Raw genomic sequence first — 17,322 nt, 5'->3', positions numbered from 1 at the left:
GACCTTCTTTTTTTAGGATTCGTCTCTGTCCTTTGCCGTTTCGTCTCTTTCACGGTAGGCGCCTGGCGTGATCCCCGTATACTTCTTGAACACTTTGGCGAAATAATGTTTACTCTCAAACCCGACCCGCCGCCCGATCTCGCTCACGGAAAGATGCCGGTGCGTCCCTAGCAATTTCTGCGCTTCCTTGATCCGGAATGCGTTTAAATAATTCACAAACGTGTCTCCCGTCACTTTCTTGAACAAGCTGCTGATGTAATTCGGATGAAGATTCATCAGTTCGGCAAGATGATCCAGCGAAAGGTCGTTCATATAATGCTGTTCTGTATAGGCCAGAATACGTTTCGTGTGCCGTTCACACTCCGAATCGGCTTCGGAAGGAAGCTCTTGATCGATATGTGTCAGCAGCCCGGCAATCTCATTTTTGTCAAGCGGTTTCAGCAAATAATCCACCACGCCCCAGCGCAGCGCTCTCCTCACGTATTCGAAATCGTCATAGCCCGTCAGGATAATAAATCGGTCGCACAATCCGCTCTCCTTGGCCTCCTCCATCAGCTCGAATCCGTTTTTCTCCGGCATATGGAGATCCGTCACCGTAACATCCGGCATATAACCTTTCATGACTTCAAGCGCTTCAAAAGCGTTGCCTGCCTCGCGCACCTCGGTACCGAGCGGAGCCGCATCTTTGATGACCTTGACCAATCCCCCAAGAATAAGCGGCTCATCATCCACAATCAATAATCTCATCGTTGACCCGCCGCCCCTTTCGATATGATGATGGTGAGACATGTTCCCCGGCCTTGCTCACTATCGAGCGCCAAGTGCGAAGCGCCGCCGAAAAACGATTTGACCCGCTCGTTGACGTTAATCAGACCTACGCCTCCCTCCATCTCCTGGACGGAATGTACATCGCCTCCCCCCGTTAGCCGTGAACGGAGCCTGGGCAGTTTGTCTTCCGGAATGCCTATTCCGCTGTCCGAAACGCAGATCCGGATTTCGCCGGCGGTTTCCGACGCCTGAAGCTTGATATGGACGGGTCGCAGCGTCGCGGACGCCCCATGGATGATGCAGTTCTCGATCAAAGGCTGGAGCATGAACCGGGGGCAGGCGATCTGCTCCGCGTCGACGGCAATGTCAATCTCGTAACTCAGCCTGTTCTGAAGCCGCATTTTGTGAATATTGAGATAGAAGACGACCGTCTCGATTTCCCTGGCAAGCACCGTCTGATCCTCCTTCGAAGACAGGCTGTAACGCATCAGCTTCCCGAACCAATAGGAAATGTCGGCTACCTCTTTATCGTTGTTGGATTCCGCCAGCATTCGGATGGTCTCAAGCGTGTTGTACAGAAAATGCGGTTTGATTTGGGCTTGCAGCACTTTATAGGCCGCTTCTTTGTTTCGCAGCTCGGCCCGGTGGACGTTGTTGATCAGCTCATCCATACGCTGGATCATCGAATTGTAGGTCATGGTCAGAAACCCGATCTCATCCTGACGGTTCGGCTTGTCGTGCTTGCTGATGTACTGTTTCATATTGTCATCGCTCAAGTTGCGCATATGTCTGGCCAGGCGAAGGATACGTTTCGTAATGGTAGACGCGAGCGCATAATACGCAAGCGACAGTGCCGCCAGAAGAAGGACGATGGTGGAAATCAGAATAATCTCTTTGCGTTTGACTGCGTGAAACACTTCGTCTACCTTTCCGGTGACGACGACCCGGACGCCAAGCTCCTCGATGTAAAGCTGATTTACGATCGTTTTCCGGTTGATGAAATAAGCTTTCGTATCGTTCGTGCCGAGCAGCTTCCACGTTTCGTCGTCAATCCCGGCAGCTGCGCCTTCCGCCGCCGGCAGACCTCCTTGCTTCGGTAACAGGAACGCTTTCCAGTTGCCTTCTCCGCCTGTCGCGTTGTAAAATTTCCGGATCAGACCACCGCTGATGCGGAGCTCGAGAAGCCCGATGACCTCTGTAAAATCCGGGTTGTAAATGTTCTGGTAAAAAACGAGCCGCGGTTCCCGGGCTCCTGGATCGGGCACACCCCACACTCCTTGACCAGGCTTCAGCGAACTGGCGATCTCCTTGCCCTGAGGATCCAGAGACGATATATCGAGAAACCGGTCGGTGATTTGAAGCGCGCGCTCCTTTGTTGTATATATCCTGAACCTCTCAATTTCCGGATTGGCATACAGCGACTGTGTAATAATCGGACTGATATACCGGTTGTAGGCGTAAATGCTGTCCGATTCGGATTCATAAATTCCGCCTAAATAATCCGTCACATACGGGTTATATTGCAGCAAGCGATGGATGGAGTCGACGCGGGTCAGATCCGCCTTCATGTTTGCCTTGGCCTGTTCCAATATTTTTTGCCGGCTCTCCACGAATTGTTGGGTCAGGTTGCCGTAGATTTGTACATAATAGTAATATCCGAACGTGACGACCGGAATAAAAATCAAGATGACATATCCTAAAATGATTTTGCGTACGATGCTCACGGTAACGATTCCCCCCGCTGCCGATTTATTTCTTCTAACCGTACCATGAGCAAGCAAAACCCGGTAGAGTTTTGACCTCCCTACCGGTTGCGGCGACCTTCGCTTACTCGAACAAATCCTTCTTCTTCTGATAAGTCTCGTTTGCCCAATCGACAAGCTCTTGCAAGCCCATATTCTCGGCCGTCTTCACCATATTCTCGTATTTCGCAACGGCTTCCTCTTCGGAACCCGCCAGGTAAATTTTAACCTTCTCATTTTTGATCATCTCGTCGATCTTGGTTTTGATCGTCTTTTCTTTAGAATCCGGCTGGGTCTGAATCAGGCCGAGCGCCGGCTTATAGGCGGTAATGGCCTTTGTCTCCAGTAAGGCCTGTGTCTTCTGCGTGCCCGGAACATAGGACAGCATGCCTTCCGTGACTCCGTCGTTGTACAGATACCACCATTTAATTCCATTGCCGTTCATGAAATCGGCATCGGTCGGATTGTATTTCAGATCCGGATAACCCGCATCGTTCCATGTCCAATGCTCGCCCTCGACGCCAAACATGGTCAGTTTTTTGCCTTCGTCGCTCGCCAGGTATTGAATGAACTTGATTGACGCCTCCGGATCCTTGTTTTTCTTGGTGATGAAAGTACCGGCAAATCCGAGACCCGTGCTCACCACCTTCGCGTCTTTCGACAAGGCGCTGGGCAGCATTTTGAACGTAAATGAACCTCCGTTGCTCTTAATTTTGATGTTATCCGAGTCCGCCGTGGTAACGGTATAAACGTGAGCAAACGCTTTGCCGCTTGTTACGTACTGGTCGTCAATCTGGTCGTTTGCGAAGGCGAAATTTTCCGCCAGAATGTATCCATTGCGATATAAGCCATTCATAAATTTGAAGAAGTCCAACATCTTCGGCTGTCTGATGGCATAATCCACTTTTCCATCTCGTTCATACCAGCCATCCAGGAGGGCTTCGGTGCCGAACTGCTGCAGAAAATACTGCTCAATCCACTCTTTGTCCATCATCAGCGGCACCATATCGGGATACTTCTCCTTGACCATGCCCAGCACCTTCGTGAAATCGTCGAGCGATTGAATCGGCGGATTGCCGAGCTCCTTCAGGATATCTTCCCGCACGGCTATGCCGGGATTGCCGTCGCTGCCGATCGAATATTTATTTTGAGCCATTTCCTCCTGTGTGGCGAAGGAATTCCGTACCGTGTAGAAGTTGCCGTCGTCCATTGTATGGATCGCAATTCTCGTCTGATCGATTTTGAAATCCGGCGCATATTTCTCGATCAACTCATTCCAGGGATAGGACAGCTTCGAATCCGACATTCGATTAATGTTGGCATACGTGAAGACGAGGTCCGGCAGATCTCCGGAAGCGATCATCAGCGGCAGCTGCTTATCGTCCGTTGCGACGGTAACGTTGAGCTTGACTCCCGTTTTCTCCGTAATTTTCTCTGCGATCGGTCCTTTCCATTCTTTAACCGGATACCATGGCGCATCGATGAACAGCGACAACTCCTTCACGCCGCCGGATTTCTCCGGCGAATCGCCGCCTTGCTTCGCGCCTTCGCCGTTGCCGTTGTCGCCGCAGGCGGACAGCAGCGTGAACGCAAGCACCGCCGCCAGTGTCGCTGCAAGCAGCTTGTAGCTTTGGAATGTTTTCAAAACAAACCCCTCCAATGGATATATTGTCATTTTAATGTAAGCGCTTAAAAATAGAAACAACCACTTATCCTTTCACAGAGCCTAACATGATTCCATGCACAAAGTATTTTTGCAGAAACGGATAAACGCAGATGATCGGCACAATGGAGACCACCATCGACGTTACCTGCAGCGAGAAGCTCGTAACCCCTGCCGAGGCCGAAGCGCTGTTTGCAACGGCAATGGCATCCATTGGCGAGTTGCTCTTGTTGATCACTTCCATCATGCGGTAAGTAAGCGTTCTCAGGTTCTCCGATTGTACGAAATAAGCGGAATCCAACCATGAATTCCATTGGCCGACGCCCATGAACAACGCCATGGTGGCCAGTACCGGCGTCGAAACCGGCAGGATGATCCGAAAAAAAATCACGAGTTCGCCAGCGCCGTCCATGTGCGCCGATTCCTTCATCTCGCCGGGGATTTCCCGGAAGAACGAGATGGCGATCAGCAGAAAAAACGTGTTAAGCATGGACGGGACAATGTAAACGGCAAATGAATTAAGCAGTCCGATCGAACGCAGCACCACGTAATAGGGAATCAAGCCACCGGAGAAGTACATCGCGAAAATGATGATCGTAAAATACGTCTTGCTGAACAACAAATCACGGTGCGAAAGAGCGTAAGCGACCAGGCTCGTCAGCAGAAGTCCCAACACCGTGCCCGATATCGTCCGGGCAACCGTAACCAAGAAGGCGCGATACCATTTCGGATCGTCCAGAAAAACTTTGTAATTCTCCAGAGTAATGCTTCGGGGCCACAAATAAACGCCTCCCAGGAGTGTATCGGAACCTTTGTTAAATGAGGCGATCAGCACATAATAGAACGGGTACAGCATGGTGAGCATGATGATAAACAAAACGATGTAAATCACGCTGTCAAAAAGAAAATCCTTCTGTTTTTGGCTTTTGAGCACCACCAACCCTCCTTTTTTCTAGAATAAGCTTGACCCTGACACTCGCTTGGCGATGAAGTTGCTGGAGAAAATCAACACCACCGAGATGACGGATTGAATTAGATCGATCGCCGCCGCATAGGAAAAACGGCCGTCGCTCAGACCGACTTTGAACGCGTAGGTCTGTACGATCTCCGATGTCGGATTGTTGATGCTGTTGCCGAACAGGTAGGCCTGCTCGAAGTTCGAACCGACCAGCCCGCCGCCGAGAATGCTGCCGATCGTCAGGACCAGCACAACGACGATGGTCCCCTTCATCCCAGGGAGCGTGATATAACGGATGCGCGCCACCCTGCCGGCGCCGTCAATCTCGGCGGCTTCGTAAAGCGAGGGATTGATTCCCGTAATGGCCGCCAGGAAGATGATCGTCCACCAGCCCATTTCCTTCCAAATCGCGCTTCCGACGGCAAGCCCCCAGAAGTAATTGGGACTCGTCAAAATATTGAGCGGTTTGTCGATGAATCCGGCTTCGATCAGGGCTCTGTTGACCATGCCGACGTCCGCGGACAGAAAAGCGTAGGAGACGCCGACAACAACAACCCAGGAAATAAAATGCGGCAAATAGCTGATTGTCTGAACGAACCGCTTGAACGCCATGTTCTTCACTTCGTTCAGCATGATCGCGAGCAAGATCGGCGCGGGAAAAGCGAAGATGACCTTCAGAAAGCTCAAGACCAGCGTGTTGCGGACAATCGTGGCAAACTGATAATCGTGGATGAATTCATCGAAATACCTCAGACCCACCCACTCGCTGGTAAAGATCCCCTCAATGCCGTTTGAAATGCTGTAGTCTTTAAAAGCCATCAAAATACCGAACATCGGCGTGTACGAAAAAATCAGCAGAAAGATCATGCCGAGTCCGACAAATACATGCAGTACCTTTTGCTTTTTGAACCGCTTCCACAATTGGGTTCGCCGGCCACCCCCAGCCGCGGGGCTCATAAGCTGTGTATCCAGTTCCATATGCGCTCCTCCTCAAAGTTTTGTGCGCATTGCTTCCTGAGTAAGCTTCGTGCAAAACTTACTTCGGAACCATGGGCTTTACATCTAGTGTATCCTCCTGGACTTTATCGCCGTAAGCCAACATTTCTAAGAAAGCGTTGTCATTTTTTAAGAGCCAGCCCCGTTGCCGGATCAAAAAGTATAAAAAACCTGAAGCCAAAGCAAAGATTTCTCATTGCCTGGTTCAGGTTTCGGTTTAAGTGAATAACTCTTTTATAGTTGAAATCCAGCGTTTTACTTCTAAGCGCTGTTCGCTTCTAAGGCACGCAATACCGTAAACCACTTCTTCAGTATAGCTTAAGGGAACAAAGGCGATCTCATTGTCCTCTCCAATCACAAAGTCCGGCAGAACCGAAACGCCAAGATCGCTTTTTATCATGGTATGTACTGTATTTATGGTATCTCCATAGGTATAAATGGAATCGGGACAATTCTCAATAATTTTCCTGTTCATCCTTTTTAGTGTTGGAGGGGATTGGTGTTCGTCAAATAAAATGATCGCTTGATGATTTAATTGTTCGATGTCCAGCACACTTTCATTCGCAATAGGATGATTTTTGGGCAGTACACAAACATAGGACCCTTTAAGTACTGGATAAAAACAAAAATCAATGTCCTTTCCCAAATTATCTTCCGAAGTAAATATGATATCAAACTTTTGGTTTAATAAGTCTTCTTTCTCTCTGGTCAAATTAGACTTCTTCAACTGAATCTGAATCTGCGGGTATCTTTCCTTAAACCGCCTAATAATGTCCGGCAAAACTTGCTTCTCAAAAACAGTCTCCGTGTATCCGATAACCAAAGTGCTTTCATATTTTTCCGAGAGCAGTTTTGCTTTCTTAATGGATTGGTCTAATCTAAATAGCAGTCCTTCCATATCTTCGTAAAAGCTATTGCCGGCTAAAGTCAAATTAACGGTCCTTTTATTGCGAACAAATAAAATGATTCCCAGCTCATTTTCTAAACTTTTTATATTGTGGCTTACAGCAGGTTGTGTCAAATTTAATTTCTCAGCCGTTGTTGAAAAATTCAGGGTCTCGGCAAGAGAAACAAAGCACTTTAGTTGCTGAATATTCATTTGAAACACCCTTTTTAGTAATAAATCCTTTTTATAAATCATAACATAGGGTAATTTCACTGTAGTGTCAACCTATGCTATTCTTTCCTTGTGAAAGTTATCACTAGGAAAGAAGGAATAAACATGCGTTATATTGTAACAGGCGTAGATGGTCAACTAGCAAGCCGTGTAGCGGAAACCGTGCTAGCAGAAGTAGATGGCCGCAATTTAACCTTCACATGCATGAAGAAAGACAGAATTCCCAAAGATACGGTTCAACGATGGGAAAATGCGGGAGTCAAAATCTTTGAAATCAATTATGATGACATTCCATCCATGGAACGGGCTTTCAAAGATGGTGACCGCATCTATATTGTCTCTGGCCTTGAAGTAGGCAGAAGAGTCCAGCAACACAAAAATGCGATTGATACGGCGATCAAAGCAGGAGTCTCCCACATCACGTATAGTTCATTTATCGGTGCGACAGATCCTAATTACGCTCACGTTTTTGTAACTCCGGACCATACAGCAACTGAAAACTACTTAAAGTCAACGGGCATTGCCTACAATGCAATGAGAAATAACTTATATTTAGAAAACTATCTGACTATGTATACGATGTTGGCACTAATGTCCGACAATAAATGGTTGAGCACTGCCGGCGAAGAACGGGCTACTTTAGTTCACAAAGATGATTGTGCAAGGGCCGCAGCCGCAGCCCTGCTCGGAAAAACCAAAGACAACGAGGCTTATAATATCGTAGGATCAGAGTCTGTTTCCGTAAGGGATCTGTGCAACCTCATTAAAGAAGTTTCCGGTAGAGACCTGGAGTATATTCCTGTGAATGCGGAGCAGTATTATGAACACCTGGAGAAACTGCACATTCCTAGAGAAATTACCGGGGATTTCTCCCGCTCGCCCGTTCCATTCTGCGGCGATGATCTCGTGACAACCGATGCCAGCATTAAAGAAGGGCTTTTAAACGTTCATTCCGATGCCATTGAAACTTTAACTGGACAAAAGCCAAAAACAGCAAGGGATATTATCGGAAAATATAAATATATTTGGGAGAACAATATCCAAAACTGGCGGGATATGAAATGAAACCCTTCAAGCAGGCATTTATTTAAATAAGGAGAGATTTCATATGCAACCGAAAGAAGCTTTAAAAGACTTTGTAGGAAGCCATATGATTTATACTTATGAAAATGGTTGGGAATACGAAATCTACATTAAGAATGACCATACCATTGATTATCGGATCCATAGCGGCATGGTTGCGGGCCGCTGGGTGCGGGACCAGGAAGTTGATATTGTAAAACTAACGGAAGGCGTTTATAAAGTATCATGGACCGAACCAACAGGAACGGATGTTTCCTTGAATTTTATGCCAAATGAAAAACGAATGCACGGTGTTATTTTTTTCCCAAAGTGGGTTCATGAACATCCGGAAATTACGGTTTGTTATCAAAATGACCATCTTGAATTAATGAAAGAATCGCGCGAAAAATATGAAACTTATCCCAAATATGTTGTTCCTGAATTTGCTGACATCACATTTTTGGAGAATGCCGGCGTTAACAATCAAGAACTAATCTCCAAAGCGCCTTACAAAGGGATGACAGACGACATCCGTGCAGGAAAATTGAAATAAGTAAATCTAAAAACGCATGAAAAATCGGCCTCTTCGCAGACGATGCGAACAAGGCCGATTTTTAGATGGTATTCCTATTCTATTCATCTCCAAGTAATGTAAACGAGGACAGGCTTGCGCTTCCCGAGCCTCTATACGTAAAATATAACGCCTGTATGCCGTCCGGTATGACGAGATCGGCAAAATATTCCGTCCAGATATTCGAAAAATTAACCGGTATATTTCCGAGAGCCGGGCCGTCCCAAGCTGTTTTCACCTCAAAGACGCCGTGGCAATATCCGCGCACCTTGATTTTAATCTTCCTGATTCCATGGCAATCAAAATACTTGAACCCGGCCGTAGCGGAATCCGTCATATTGGCGATGTACCCGATTTCTTCATCCCCGTCTTTTCCATCCTGGGTGATTTTCGGAAAACGGCTATCCAGCCATGCCCCGGATTGGCCGAAACCGCCTGTATACAGCTCCTCGTCTTTACAAAACAGATTGCATGCCAGGTAAGCGGGATATTCCCCGCGCCCCGCAAGCGGTCCGCCATTCGGACCGCAGGAGGTCATCTCCGCCTGAAGGAGCGTTCCGTCTTCCCGGAATGCGATCGGCTCGATACAGCCTTGCCGGCAGAAAGCTGTACCGTTGGTATGTCTATGGTAAAAAACAAACCATTTCCCGTTGATGTCGACGATGCTGCCATGGTTATTGCCGCCGTAATACATCGGTTTATCCGCCGGCTTGTAGGAATCGATATGAAGGTCGTTGTTGCTTACGACAACCCCCTGGTAGACAAAACCTTTCGTTGGAAATTTGCTGGTGGCATAACACAATTCATGCATGGCGATCGAGGAATAGACAAAATAATAGGTATCGCCTTTCTTCCTTATGGAAGGAGCCTCAAAAAACTCATGTCCTTCAAACCCGCTGCCCTTGCCGTAAGGTTCGCTCGGCGCGACAAATACCGGTTCTTCCACAATCGTGAGCATATCAGGACCAAGCACCGTGGCCATTGCGCCGTGTCTGGATTTGTCTCCAATCGCACAGAAACCGGTATACAGGTAGGTACGCTCTCCTTCCGTCAACACGCCCGGATCAAACTGGGGTTCATCGCCTTCTCTTTCGCCTAGGCGTGTGCCGTCGGCATATCTGACGTAACCGTAAAATTCATACTTGCCGGCCGGCGTATCGCAGACGGCTACCGAAACGATGGAAACCTTATCCAAAACATAGTAGAGATAATACCGTCCATCCGGGCCGACGGTAACGTCAGGCGCATAAAGGCACATTCTGCTATCCGGATTCAGCGGGTCATCCGTCTTCTTGTAAATCACGCCTTCATACCGCCAGTCGCCCAAATCGTCCACGGGCGCCGACCAGCACACATAGTCATCTAAGCAAAAAGCGTGTCCGTTGAAACGGTCGTGAGAACCATACACATAAACCCTGCCGTTAAAAACATACGGTTCTCCGTCAGGTACGTATTCCCATGATGGCAGATAGGGATTCAATCCTTGCTTTTTCACTATAATTACACCCTCCTTGTTAACAGCAAGACTTTCTTCTCATACTTCAATCTCATCTTCCCTCACGACCACCGGGGCACCCTGATAAGAAACGATGTTTTGACCGGATTTCCCGGCGATTTCCACTGCGAATTGTCTGTCCTCAGGCATACCGTCATAACTGCCGGTCCGCCCCCCAATCGTCAACGTGCGGTCCGATTCGCACCAACGCATCTCAATCGTGGAATAAGCACCCGCCTCATAGTTATAAGTATCCCCCTCATCTTCATAAAGCGTAAATTCGGCATCTTTACCGGGGTATACTTTCAGGCGAATAACCGCTTCAGGCTGTTCATCCGCATATTGCACGTCCGGTCCGACAGGAATGATGGAGCCGGCACGGACAAAAAGCGGAAGCGTCTCCAAATCGGCTTTCGCTTCAATCGTTTGGCCGCCCTCGATTCTTTCGTCAGTCCAATAATCGTACCATTCGCCGGCCGGCAGGTAGACGCTGCGCGACTTGCTGACGCCTTGAAGTTCACGGGAACCGGGCCCGTAATACATCGCTGTCGTGACGGGCGCAACCAGAAAGGCCGGACCCAGCATAAACTGGTCGTCAATATCGTGTACGCGCGCATCCTCCCGATAATCGAAAGCTAGCGCCCGGAGCATCGTATAGCTATGATGCGCAACCGCCCCCGCAAGTGAATAAATGTAGGGCAGCAGCCTGTACCGAAGCTTCAGATATTTCGCCAACGTATCGTAAAATGGTTCGCCCGGCTCGCCGAATTGCCAAATTTCCCTTGGCGTGTCCGTCCCGTGGGAACGGAACATCGGCAGACAAGCCCCCAATTGGAACCAGCGGACATACAGCTCGCGATACCCCAGATCTGCAACTCCATCGTTATAATCTCCGTTCCAGAACCAGAGATCTTTATGGTTATGAACGAAAAACGCGCCGATATCCAGCGTCCAAAATGGAGACCCCGCCGCGCAAAAGTTAAGACCGTCCGCAATCTGCTTTCTCAGCGTCTCCCAGTTGGCAGATATATCGCCCGACCAAGTAACCGTGCCGTAACGATGCTGCCCGGCATAAGCGGAACGCGTCAAATTCACGACCCGCTTGCCGTCGGTTACGGAACGTTGTCCCTCATAGATGCCTTTGGAATGCAGCAGCGAATAGGCATTGATATACTCCGGATCGAGATAAAGCTTGGCTTCCGCCGTATTCATCAGCATTCGCTGTTCGGGCTCCGGCTTGACCGCTCCTTTCCAGTCCGCTTCGAACGGCTCGGAACAGTCGCACCACCATGCGTCTATCCCATGCGAGAACAGTCCGGCATGAGCTTGCTTCCAATACAATCGGCGGGCTTCATCCGTAAAAGCGTCATAGGTTGCCTGGTTGCCGAGCAGAAACCCATGTTCGCTCATTTCCCGATGATTCTCGCCGCCCTCTTTCATGATCGGCCAGATTGATACCATCAGCTTGGCGTTCAGCGCATGCAACTTGCGCATCATTTCCGAAGGGTCCGGGAAACGCTGCGGGTCAAGCGTCTTTTGCCCCCATAGCTCCCCCGTCCATGATTGCCAATCCAATACAATGCAATCGAGAGGCAATCCGCGGCGGCGATATTCCTGTACGGTATCGATCAATTCCTCCTGGGAAACGTAGCGTTCCTTCGATTGCACATAGCCGTAAGCCCATTTCGGCAGCATCGGCGCTTCGCCCGTCAAATCGCGAATCCCGGCGATGATCTGATCGAATTCCGGACCGTAAATAAAATAAAATTCCATTTCATCGTCGACGTCAGTCCAAATGTAAGAACCGAAGGAGTCGTCATGAAAACTCATGTACGAATAGGAGTCCACCAAAATTCCATAACCTCTTGTAGATAAAAGGGCCGGGATAACTGCCTTCATATTTTGCTGATACAAATATTGATGTTTACCCCGAAGATTCATCATCCCCTCTTCATGCGAGCCAAGCCCATACAGCGCCTCGCCAGCCTGCCATTCGAACTCCAGCTTCGTATGATAGGCCTGCCTGTCGAAAATGCGGTTCATCCCTTCCGCCCTAGCGCGGAACCCGTCCGCCCCATGATCCGTATCAACCCCGCCCGCAGAAGCATCGAAGATCTTGCGGTAAACGTCGGTGCGCTCGAGCGTTTTTCCGCCTCTGGACGGTTCTGCCGCGAGCAGACTGCCGCTAGAATCCCAATAGCTGAATGCGCAAGTTGATTTGTCCACCCTTACCTTAAGCAGCTCGGTCGAGATTTCCAGATGGCCCGAATGATCTGCAATCTTCAATTGCACATCCTGTCTTTCCGGCCGATTCACAACCATAAGGCTCTGTTTCCCGCTGAACTCCGAATCCAAAGTATAACGGATTCTGGCAATCCCGGGTGTGCAAAAAGCAATCTGCATGATTCCGGCAGAGGTGTTTAACGTAACGCCGTTCGCTTCGGTATGAAAATGCGTCAACCTCAAAACTATCGCTACCCTTCCCCGTGGATTTGATAATATAATGATATTATTGTTAATCACATCATATCTAGCAGATAATTGCGTATTATCGTCACTATATTACGATTTCCAGGAGGGCGCATGTTCGAGCATCGTTACCGGGAAAACAAGCCGCACGGCGTTCCCGACTTTCCGCTGCATATATACAAGGTGGAGCATCAAGCCGGGGTTCTTTCCATCCTTCCCATCCATTGGCATAATGAGATGGAAATCATCTATCTGGCCCAAGGAAAGGCCACGTTCCGCATTGAAAGCCGGGAGTTCGCCATTCGGGAGGGAGAAGCGCTCGTCGTTCACCCGGGCGAACTCCATTCGGGAATGAACGATCATGATGCAGGGATATGCTATTACTCCATCGTGTTCAAATTATCCTGGCTGTCTTCGCTCCAGGCCGATCGAATCCAGGAGCTGTTCCTCGGGCCGATCCTGCAGGGGACAGCCAGGCTGCCCGCCTTGTTGTCCGCTCCCGCAGGGACGCCTCCCGAATTGCTGGACTATATACGGCAGCTTCTGATCCGCTTCGAGCAGCGGTCGCCCGCTTACGAATTGAGCTTGAAAGGCCTCCTGCTGCTGCTGATTGCGGATGTTTGCCGGCACGGATTGATGGAAAAAAACGACGATCAAGGAAAACGCCACGCATATGAATATAACCGGCAAATCAAAAAGGTGCTGGCTTATATGGAAGAGCACTCCCATGAAAAGCTTGAGTTGGATCAACTGGCTGCCGTAGTGTCCCTTAGCCGTTCCCATTTTTGCAAATTTTTTAAAACGCAGACCGGAATGCGGCCGATGGAATATGTGAATTTTATCCGGATCAATAAAGCCGCGGGCTTGCTGCGCAGCGGATCGTACAATGTTCTGGAAGCCGCGCTGGAGTCCGGCTACCAGCATGTCAGTTACTTTTCCAAATGGTTCAGGTTTTATATGAATATGACGCCTTCGGAATACAAGGCCTGCTATGCTTCCGGACTTTAAAAGGCAACTTTAGAAAGCGTCAAAATCACAAAAAGGACCCGTCGCCGCTTTGCGAGCCGGTGCGATATTCCTGCGGCGTTAAGCCGGTCCATTTTTTAAAAAACCGGGTAAAGGATTGCGGCATTTCGTATCCGATCAACCAACCGACCTCGGCCACCTTCAACTCGTCCTTCCTCAGCAGCTCCTTCGCTTTGCGGATTCGGAGCTCATCGATATATTCCGATAGATTGACACCCCGTTCCTGCTTGAACAGCCTGGACAAATAGGAGGGATTGAAATGGAATTCATCCGCCAGTCTCACAAGGGACAGATCTTCGCTGATGTTATGTTCAATGTACATGCACATTTTATCGATTGCGCCGGCCGCCCTCTTCTGCTCTCCGCTTTGCCGGAGCGAAAACAGAACCTCGGCCGCGCCTTTCAAAAACTCCAAGGCTTCTCTCCAGGAATGATAGTCCTCCAGCCGCATCAGGCCAAACGAACCGATCTCGCGAACTTCCCAGCGATTGATGTAAGACAGCAGCACAAGCGCAATGGTGTAACAAAGCTCCGTCAGATTGGGGTCTTCCCTCCCGTGTTCGTAAGCTGCCGGCTCGGCCAATTCGTCGAACAGCCTCATGAATTCCTTTCTTCTTCCTGCTTCCAAATGCGCGGCTAACGCTTCGGATTTATCGCGCAATGACCGGCTGCGGATCGAGGCGGACGCCGGGGCGTCCTCATTGGGAAACACCTTTTGGACCATTCGCGTTCCGTCCCCGGTCCGATCATGCTGGTGCCGCCTCATTTTGTCGTAAACGGCGGGAAGTCCTTCCCAGGCGAACGCTTCGCCGCTTAGCGTAACGGCAACCGTCGTATCGAGCGACTCCAGGCAGGCTTGCAGAATCAGCTCAAATGTCCCTTCCAAATACATAACCGTCTGTTCGAAAGCGTCCGTTCTTTCCCCATCGATAAGCCGCTTGGGCTGAAAAAGCCAAATCAGATCGCCGTATCGATCAATGACACCGATGCTGTTCGTCCGCTCCGCCAAAAACGCCTCCGCCAGAAACTTAACCGCAAGTGCCGTCTCCTGCCGCTCGGCATACGATGGGGATGCCCCCGCCGTTCCGGCATGCGTTAAATTGCAGAGCGCGATCAGGACCGGCAGAGACACGTCCAGCGGTATCTGCAGCCGCTGGAAATCTTCCGCCAGTACCCGTTCGAAGAGGACGTCATGGAATAACAGATTTCGAAAATAGTCCCCATGCGCAAGCGTCTCAAGCGTATGCAGCTGCTCTTTCGACCGCCGGATCAGATCGTTCGCGCGCAAGGTATCCGCCAATTCCTGAAGCGCTCGCTCAACGGCTGCGATCAATTTCGGATAACCTTCGTTCTTCAGCACATATTGCACGTCCGGCGCTTGAATCGCCTGATAGACATAGTTGAAGTCGCTATGTCCCGTCAGAAAAACAATTTTGCACTGCGGCCAGTTGAGACGTATGGCTTCCATCAGTTCCAGGCCGTCCATACCGGGCATGCAGATATCGGACAAGACGATATCGACTCTGGTCCGGTTTAACAAGTCCAGCGCTTCTTGGCCGGAATACGCCTTGTACAGATCGAGGTCGAGGTTCAGCTTTCCGAAAATATCCGCCAAGCCATCCGTAATGATCTCTTCGTCGTCAACGATCAGCATTCTGTACACCTGACCGGTCACCTCCATCGGCAAGAAGGATCGTTACCCTAAGCCCTCCAAGCTCGCTCCGTTCCGTTTGCAATCCGCTATCCTCCCCGAATGTGATGCGAATTCGGCGATGAATGTTGACCATCCCCGTGGTCTCGGCCTGATCCCGGACATCGTGCAATGCTATCCGTATCCGCTCCAACGCTTCATCCGCCAAGCGGTCTCCGTTATCCTCCACGATAATTCGGACCTGGCTGCCCGCCTTCTCGAAACGGACGGCGATCAAGCCGTCCTTGACCTTTTTTTCAAGGCTGTGCTTGAATGCGTTTTCAATGATAGGTTGAACGATCAACCGGGGCACGGGAATCGACCGCAGCTCATCGGGCAGCGTATCGAAACGGACCTGAATCCTTCTGGAAAACCGCAACTCCTGTATTTCCGCATACATTCTCGCATGATGAATTTCCTGTTCCAAAGCAACCAGGTCGGAAGCATTTCTCGTCACAAACTCGAAATACTCCCCGAGCAGCGTCGTAAACTGTTCGATGCGTTCCGTGTCCCCCGTCTTGGCCATCGTATTCAAGATAAAAAAACTGTTATATAAAAAGTGCGGGTTGATTTGCGATTGCAGTTGCTTCAGCTCCGCTCGCTGAGCCATGATTTTTTGCTTATAGACTTGATCGATCAAGGAACGCAAATTTTCCACCATCTGGTTAAACCGGCCGTACAAGTACCGAAACTCGTCTTTGGATTCATGGGCGATATAAATGCTCAGATCCCCTTGCTCCATCCTCCTGAAGCTTTTAACGAGCGTCAGCATAGGCTTGTGGATGAACTTATAGGTAGACAACGCAAAAGCGGCAAAAATCCCCAACGCACAGGCGGCGAATACCCATGCCCATTTGTAAAACTTGCTCAACGGCTTTTGCACGACCTGTTCGGGAATGAAACGGTAGATCGATAATCCCAGGTCCGCAGAGTGCGCCTGGACGGCGTAATACCGGTTCCCCGCAATAAGCAGCTTGGCCGTTTTGCCTGCTGCGTCCGGCCGGATTTCCCGGATATAAAAGGGTGCGCCGGCTTTCGACAATTCCCCCGTTCCGCCCGCCAAAGCCACCTTGGCGCTATCCGACAGCAGCAGCGTGCCGCTGCCGGGATAGGTGTTGAATTGGGCCAGCGCCTCCTGAAGCTTTTGCGGATCCAGCTCGATCTCGACCGTAAACAACGGCTCCGCCCCCTTGGTTCCCCGCTGTTTCATCGCGCCGAGGAACAGTCCGCCATTCCATTCGATGACCTGGGAACCGCCGCCAAATACAGAGCGGATTTCGCGGTAGCGCTCAGCTTCGAACCCGCGCACTCCGCCCAGGGCCGACATCGTTCGATCGATCGTCGCGATATGAACGCTCACGTCCTTGATATACATGCTGCTGTTTTGGACGGTGTACAGCCGTTTCATCAGCGAATTCATATTCTCCGTACGGTCGATCGTCGCCATCGTTTCCCAGGCGAGGGCGAGTTCGTTCAGGTTATCGTCCTCCAGCAGACTGAACTGCAATAGCTTTATACGCTCGATCTCATTTTCCAGGTCGGTCAAATAGAATGCAGTTTGCGCGGCAGCCGTCTTGGTTATGTCCGCGCTTGCGGTTTGCACGACCCAATGGTACAGATAAACCGCGGATAACAAAATAGGCAGCATGATCAGCAGAAAAGTGATGATCAACCGTAGAAATATCGTATTTCGCAGCGAAAAGTCCTGCCTTAAAAACAAAGCCGATGCCTCCAGCCATTTTTTCTCAATTATAGCCCGAAACCG

At 49.9% G+C, this 17,322-nt stretch carries 13 protein-coding genes; 3 read left to right on the top strand and 10 right to left on the bottom strand.

Features of this window, described 5'->3' with window-relative positions; translation table 11 throughout:
- Window positions 1-12 precede the first annotated feature (12 nt).
- The 6 genes from EHV15_RS23700 to EHV15_RS23675 all read right to left on the bottom strand — a co-directional run bounded on the left by EHV15_RS23700 (window position 13) and on the right by EHV15_RS23675 (window position 7,226).
- Window positions 13-747 (bottom strand): response regulator transcription factor, encoded by a 735-nt coding sequence (locus tag EHV15_RS23700; protein ID WP_036622664.1) that lies wholly within the window; start codon window positions 745-747, stop codon window positions 13-15.
- Window positions 744-2,492: a cache domain-containing sensor histidine kinase gene (locus tag EHV15_RS23695; RefSeq protein ID WP_128633391.1), complete on the bottom strand. Its 1,749-nt coding sequence runs from the start codon at window positions 2,490-2,492 to the stop codon at window positions 744-746. The genes EHV15_RS23700 and EHV15_RS23695 overlap by 4 nt, the downstream gene beginning before the upstream one ends.
- A 103-nt stretch (window positions 2,493-2,595) precedes the next feature.
- A complete protein-coding gene (locus tag EHV15_RS23690) occupies window positions 2,596-4,155 on the bottom strand; it encodes an extracellular solute-binding protein (protein ID WP_246061750.1) in 1,560 nt (519 codons plus the stop codon).
- A 64-nt stretch (window positions 4,156-4,219) separates the two neighbouring features.
- Window positions 4,220-5,107: a carbohydrate ABC transporter permease gene (locus EHV15_RS23685; RefSeq protein WP_128633389.1), complete on the bottom strand. Its 888-nt coding sequence runs from the start codon at window positions 5,105-5,107 to the stop codon at window positions 4,220-4,222.
- Between the two features lie 18 nt (window positions 5,108-5,125).
- Window positions 5,126-6,109, bottom strand: coding sequence for an ABC transporter permease (locus tag EHV15_RS23680; RefSeq protein ID WP_128633388.1), 984 nt, complete (start codon window positions 6,107-6,109; stop codon window positions 5,126-5,128).
- A gap of 235 nt (window positions 6,110-6,344) precedes the next feature.
- The gene (locus tag EHV15_RS23675; RefSeq protein ID WP_128633387.1) at window positions 6,345-7,226 is read right to left on the bottom strand and encodes a LysR family transcriptional regulator; all 882 of its coding nucleotides are present in this window, start codon (window positions 7,224-7,226) and stop codon (window positions 6,345-6,347) included.
- A 123-nt stretch (window positions 7,227-7,349) separates the two neighbouring features.
- On the opposite strand from EHV15_RS23675, the gene EHV15_RS23670 reads away from it, so the two are divergent.
- Together EHV15_RS23670 and EHV15_RS23665 are read left to right on the top strand one after the other, a co-directional pair.
- Entirely contained in the window at window positions 7,350-8,309 is a 960-nt protein-coding gene (locus EHV15_RS23670) for an NmrA family NAD(P)-binding protein (RefSeq protein WP_128633386.1), read from the top strand.
- A gap of 43 nt (window positions 8,310-8,352) precedes the next feature.
- Window positions 8,353-8,859, top strand: coding sequence for a phenolic acid decarboxylase (locus EHV15_RS23665; RefSeq protein WP_036622652.1), 507 nt, complete (start codon window positions 8,353-8,355; stop codon window positions 8,857-8,859).
- A gap of 79 nt (window positions 8,860-8,938) precedes the next feature.
- On the opposite strand, the gene EHV15_RS23660 is transcribed toward EHV15_RS23665, so the two are convergent.
- Entirely contained in the window at window positions 8,939-10,372 is a 1,434-nt protein-coding gene (locus EHV15_RS23660) for a family 43 glycosylhydrolase (RefSeq protein WP_128633385.1), read from the bottom strand.
- A gap of 39 nt (window positions 10,373-10,411) precedes the next feature.
- Window positions 10,412-12,838: a glycoside hydrolase family 31 protein gene (locus EHV15_RS23655; RefSeq protein WP_128633384.1), complete on the bottom strand. Its 2,427-nt coding sequence runs from the start codon at window positions 12,836-12,838 to the stop codon at window positions 10,412-10,414.
- Between the two features lie 117 nt (window positions 12,839-12,955).
- Here EHV15_RS23655 and EHV15_RS23650 point away from each other — a divergent pair, with 117 nt between their 5' ends.
- Entirely contained in the window at window positions 12,956-13,849 is an 894-nt protein-coding gene (locus tag EHV15_RS23650) for a helix-turn-helix transcriptional regulator (protein ID WP_128633383.1), read from the top strand.
- Window positions 13,850-13,874: 25 nt separating this feature from the next.
- Here EHV15_RS23650 and EHV15_RS23645 read toward each other — a convergent pair whose 3' ends face one another.
- Complete coding sequence (locus tag EHV15_RS23645) at window positions 13,875-15,521, bottom strand: response regulator (RefSeq protein ID WP_246061972.1); 1,647 nt, start codon at window positions 15,519-15,521, stop codon at window positions 13,875-13,877.
- Window positions 15,508-17,277, bottom strand: coding sequence for a sensor histidine kinase (locus tag EHV15_RS23640; RefSeq protein ID WP_128633381.1), 1,770 nt, complete (start codon window positions 17,275-17,277; stop codon window positions 15,508-15,510). The genes EHV15_RS23645 and EHV15_RS23640 overlap by 14 nt, the downstream gene beginning before the upstream one ends.
- Between the last annotated feature and the right edge of the window lie 45 nt (window positions 17,278-17,322).

This window comes from Paenibacillus oralis, from assembly GCF_003863965.1.
GTDB classification, from domain to species: domain Bacteria; phylum Bacillota; class Bacilli; order Paenibacillales; family Paenibacillaceae; genus Fontibacillus; species Fontibacillus oralis.
The sequence above is the reverse complement of the archived record's forward strand: the minus strand, read 5'-3'. Positions and strand labels throughout refer to the sequence as shown.

Coding starts and splice junctions, on each gene's coding strand:
- EHV15_RS23700 (WP_036622664.1), bottom strand. CDS start 747: ATGAGATTATTGATTGTGGATGATGAGCCGCTTATTCTTGGGGGATTG.
- EHV15_RS23680 (WP_128633388.1), bottom strand. CDS start 6,109: ATGGAACTGGATACACAGCTTATGAGCCCCGCGGCTGGGGGTGGCCGG.
- EHV15_RS23675 (WP_128633387.1), bottom strand. CDS start 7,226: ATGAATATTCAGCAACTAAAGTGCTTTGTTTCTCTTGCCGAGACCCTG.
- EHV15_RS23670 (WP_128633386.1), top strand. CDS start 7,350: ATGCGTTATATTGTAACAGGCGTAGATGGTCAACTAGCAAGCCGTGTA.
- EHV15_RS23665 (WP_036622652.1), top strand. CDS start 8,353: ATGCAACCGAAAGAAGCTTTAAAAGACTTTGTAGGAAGCCATATGATT.
- EHV15_RS23650 (WP_128633383.1), top strand. CDS start 12,956: ATGTTCGAGCATCGTTACCGGGAAAACAAGCCGCACGGCGTTCCCGAC.
- EHV15_RS23645 (WP_246061972.1), bottom strand. CDS start 15,521: ATGCTGATCGTTGACGACGAAGAGATCATTACGGATGGCTTGGCGGAT.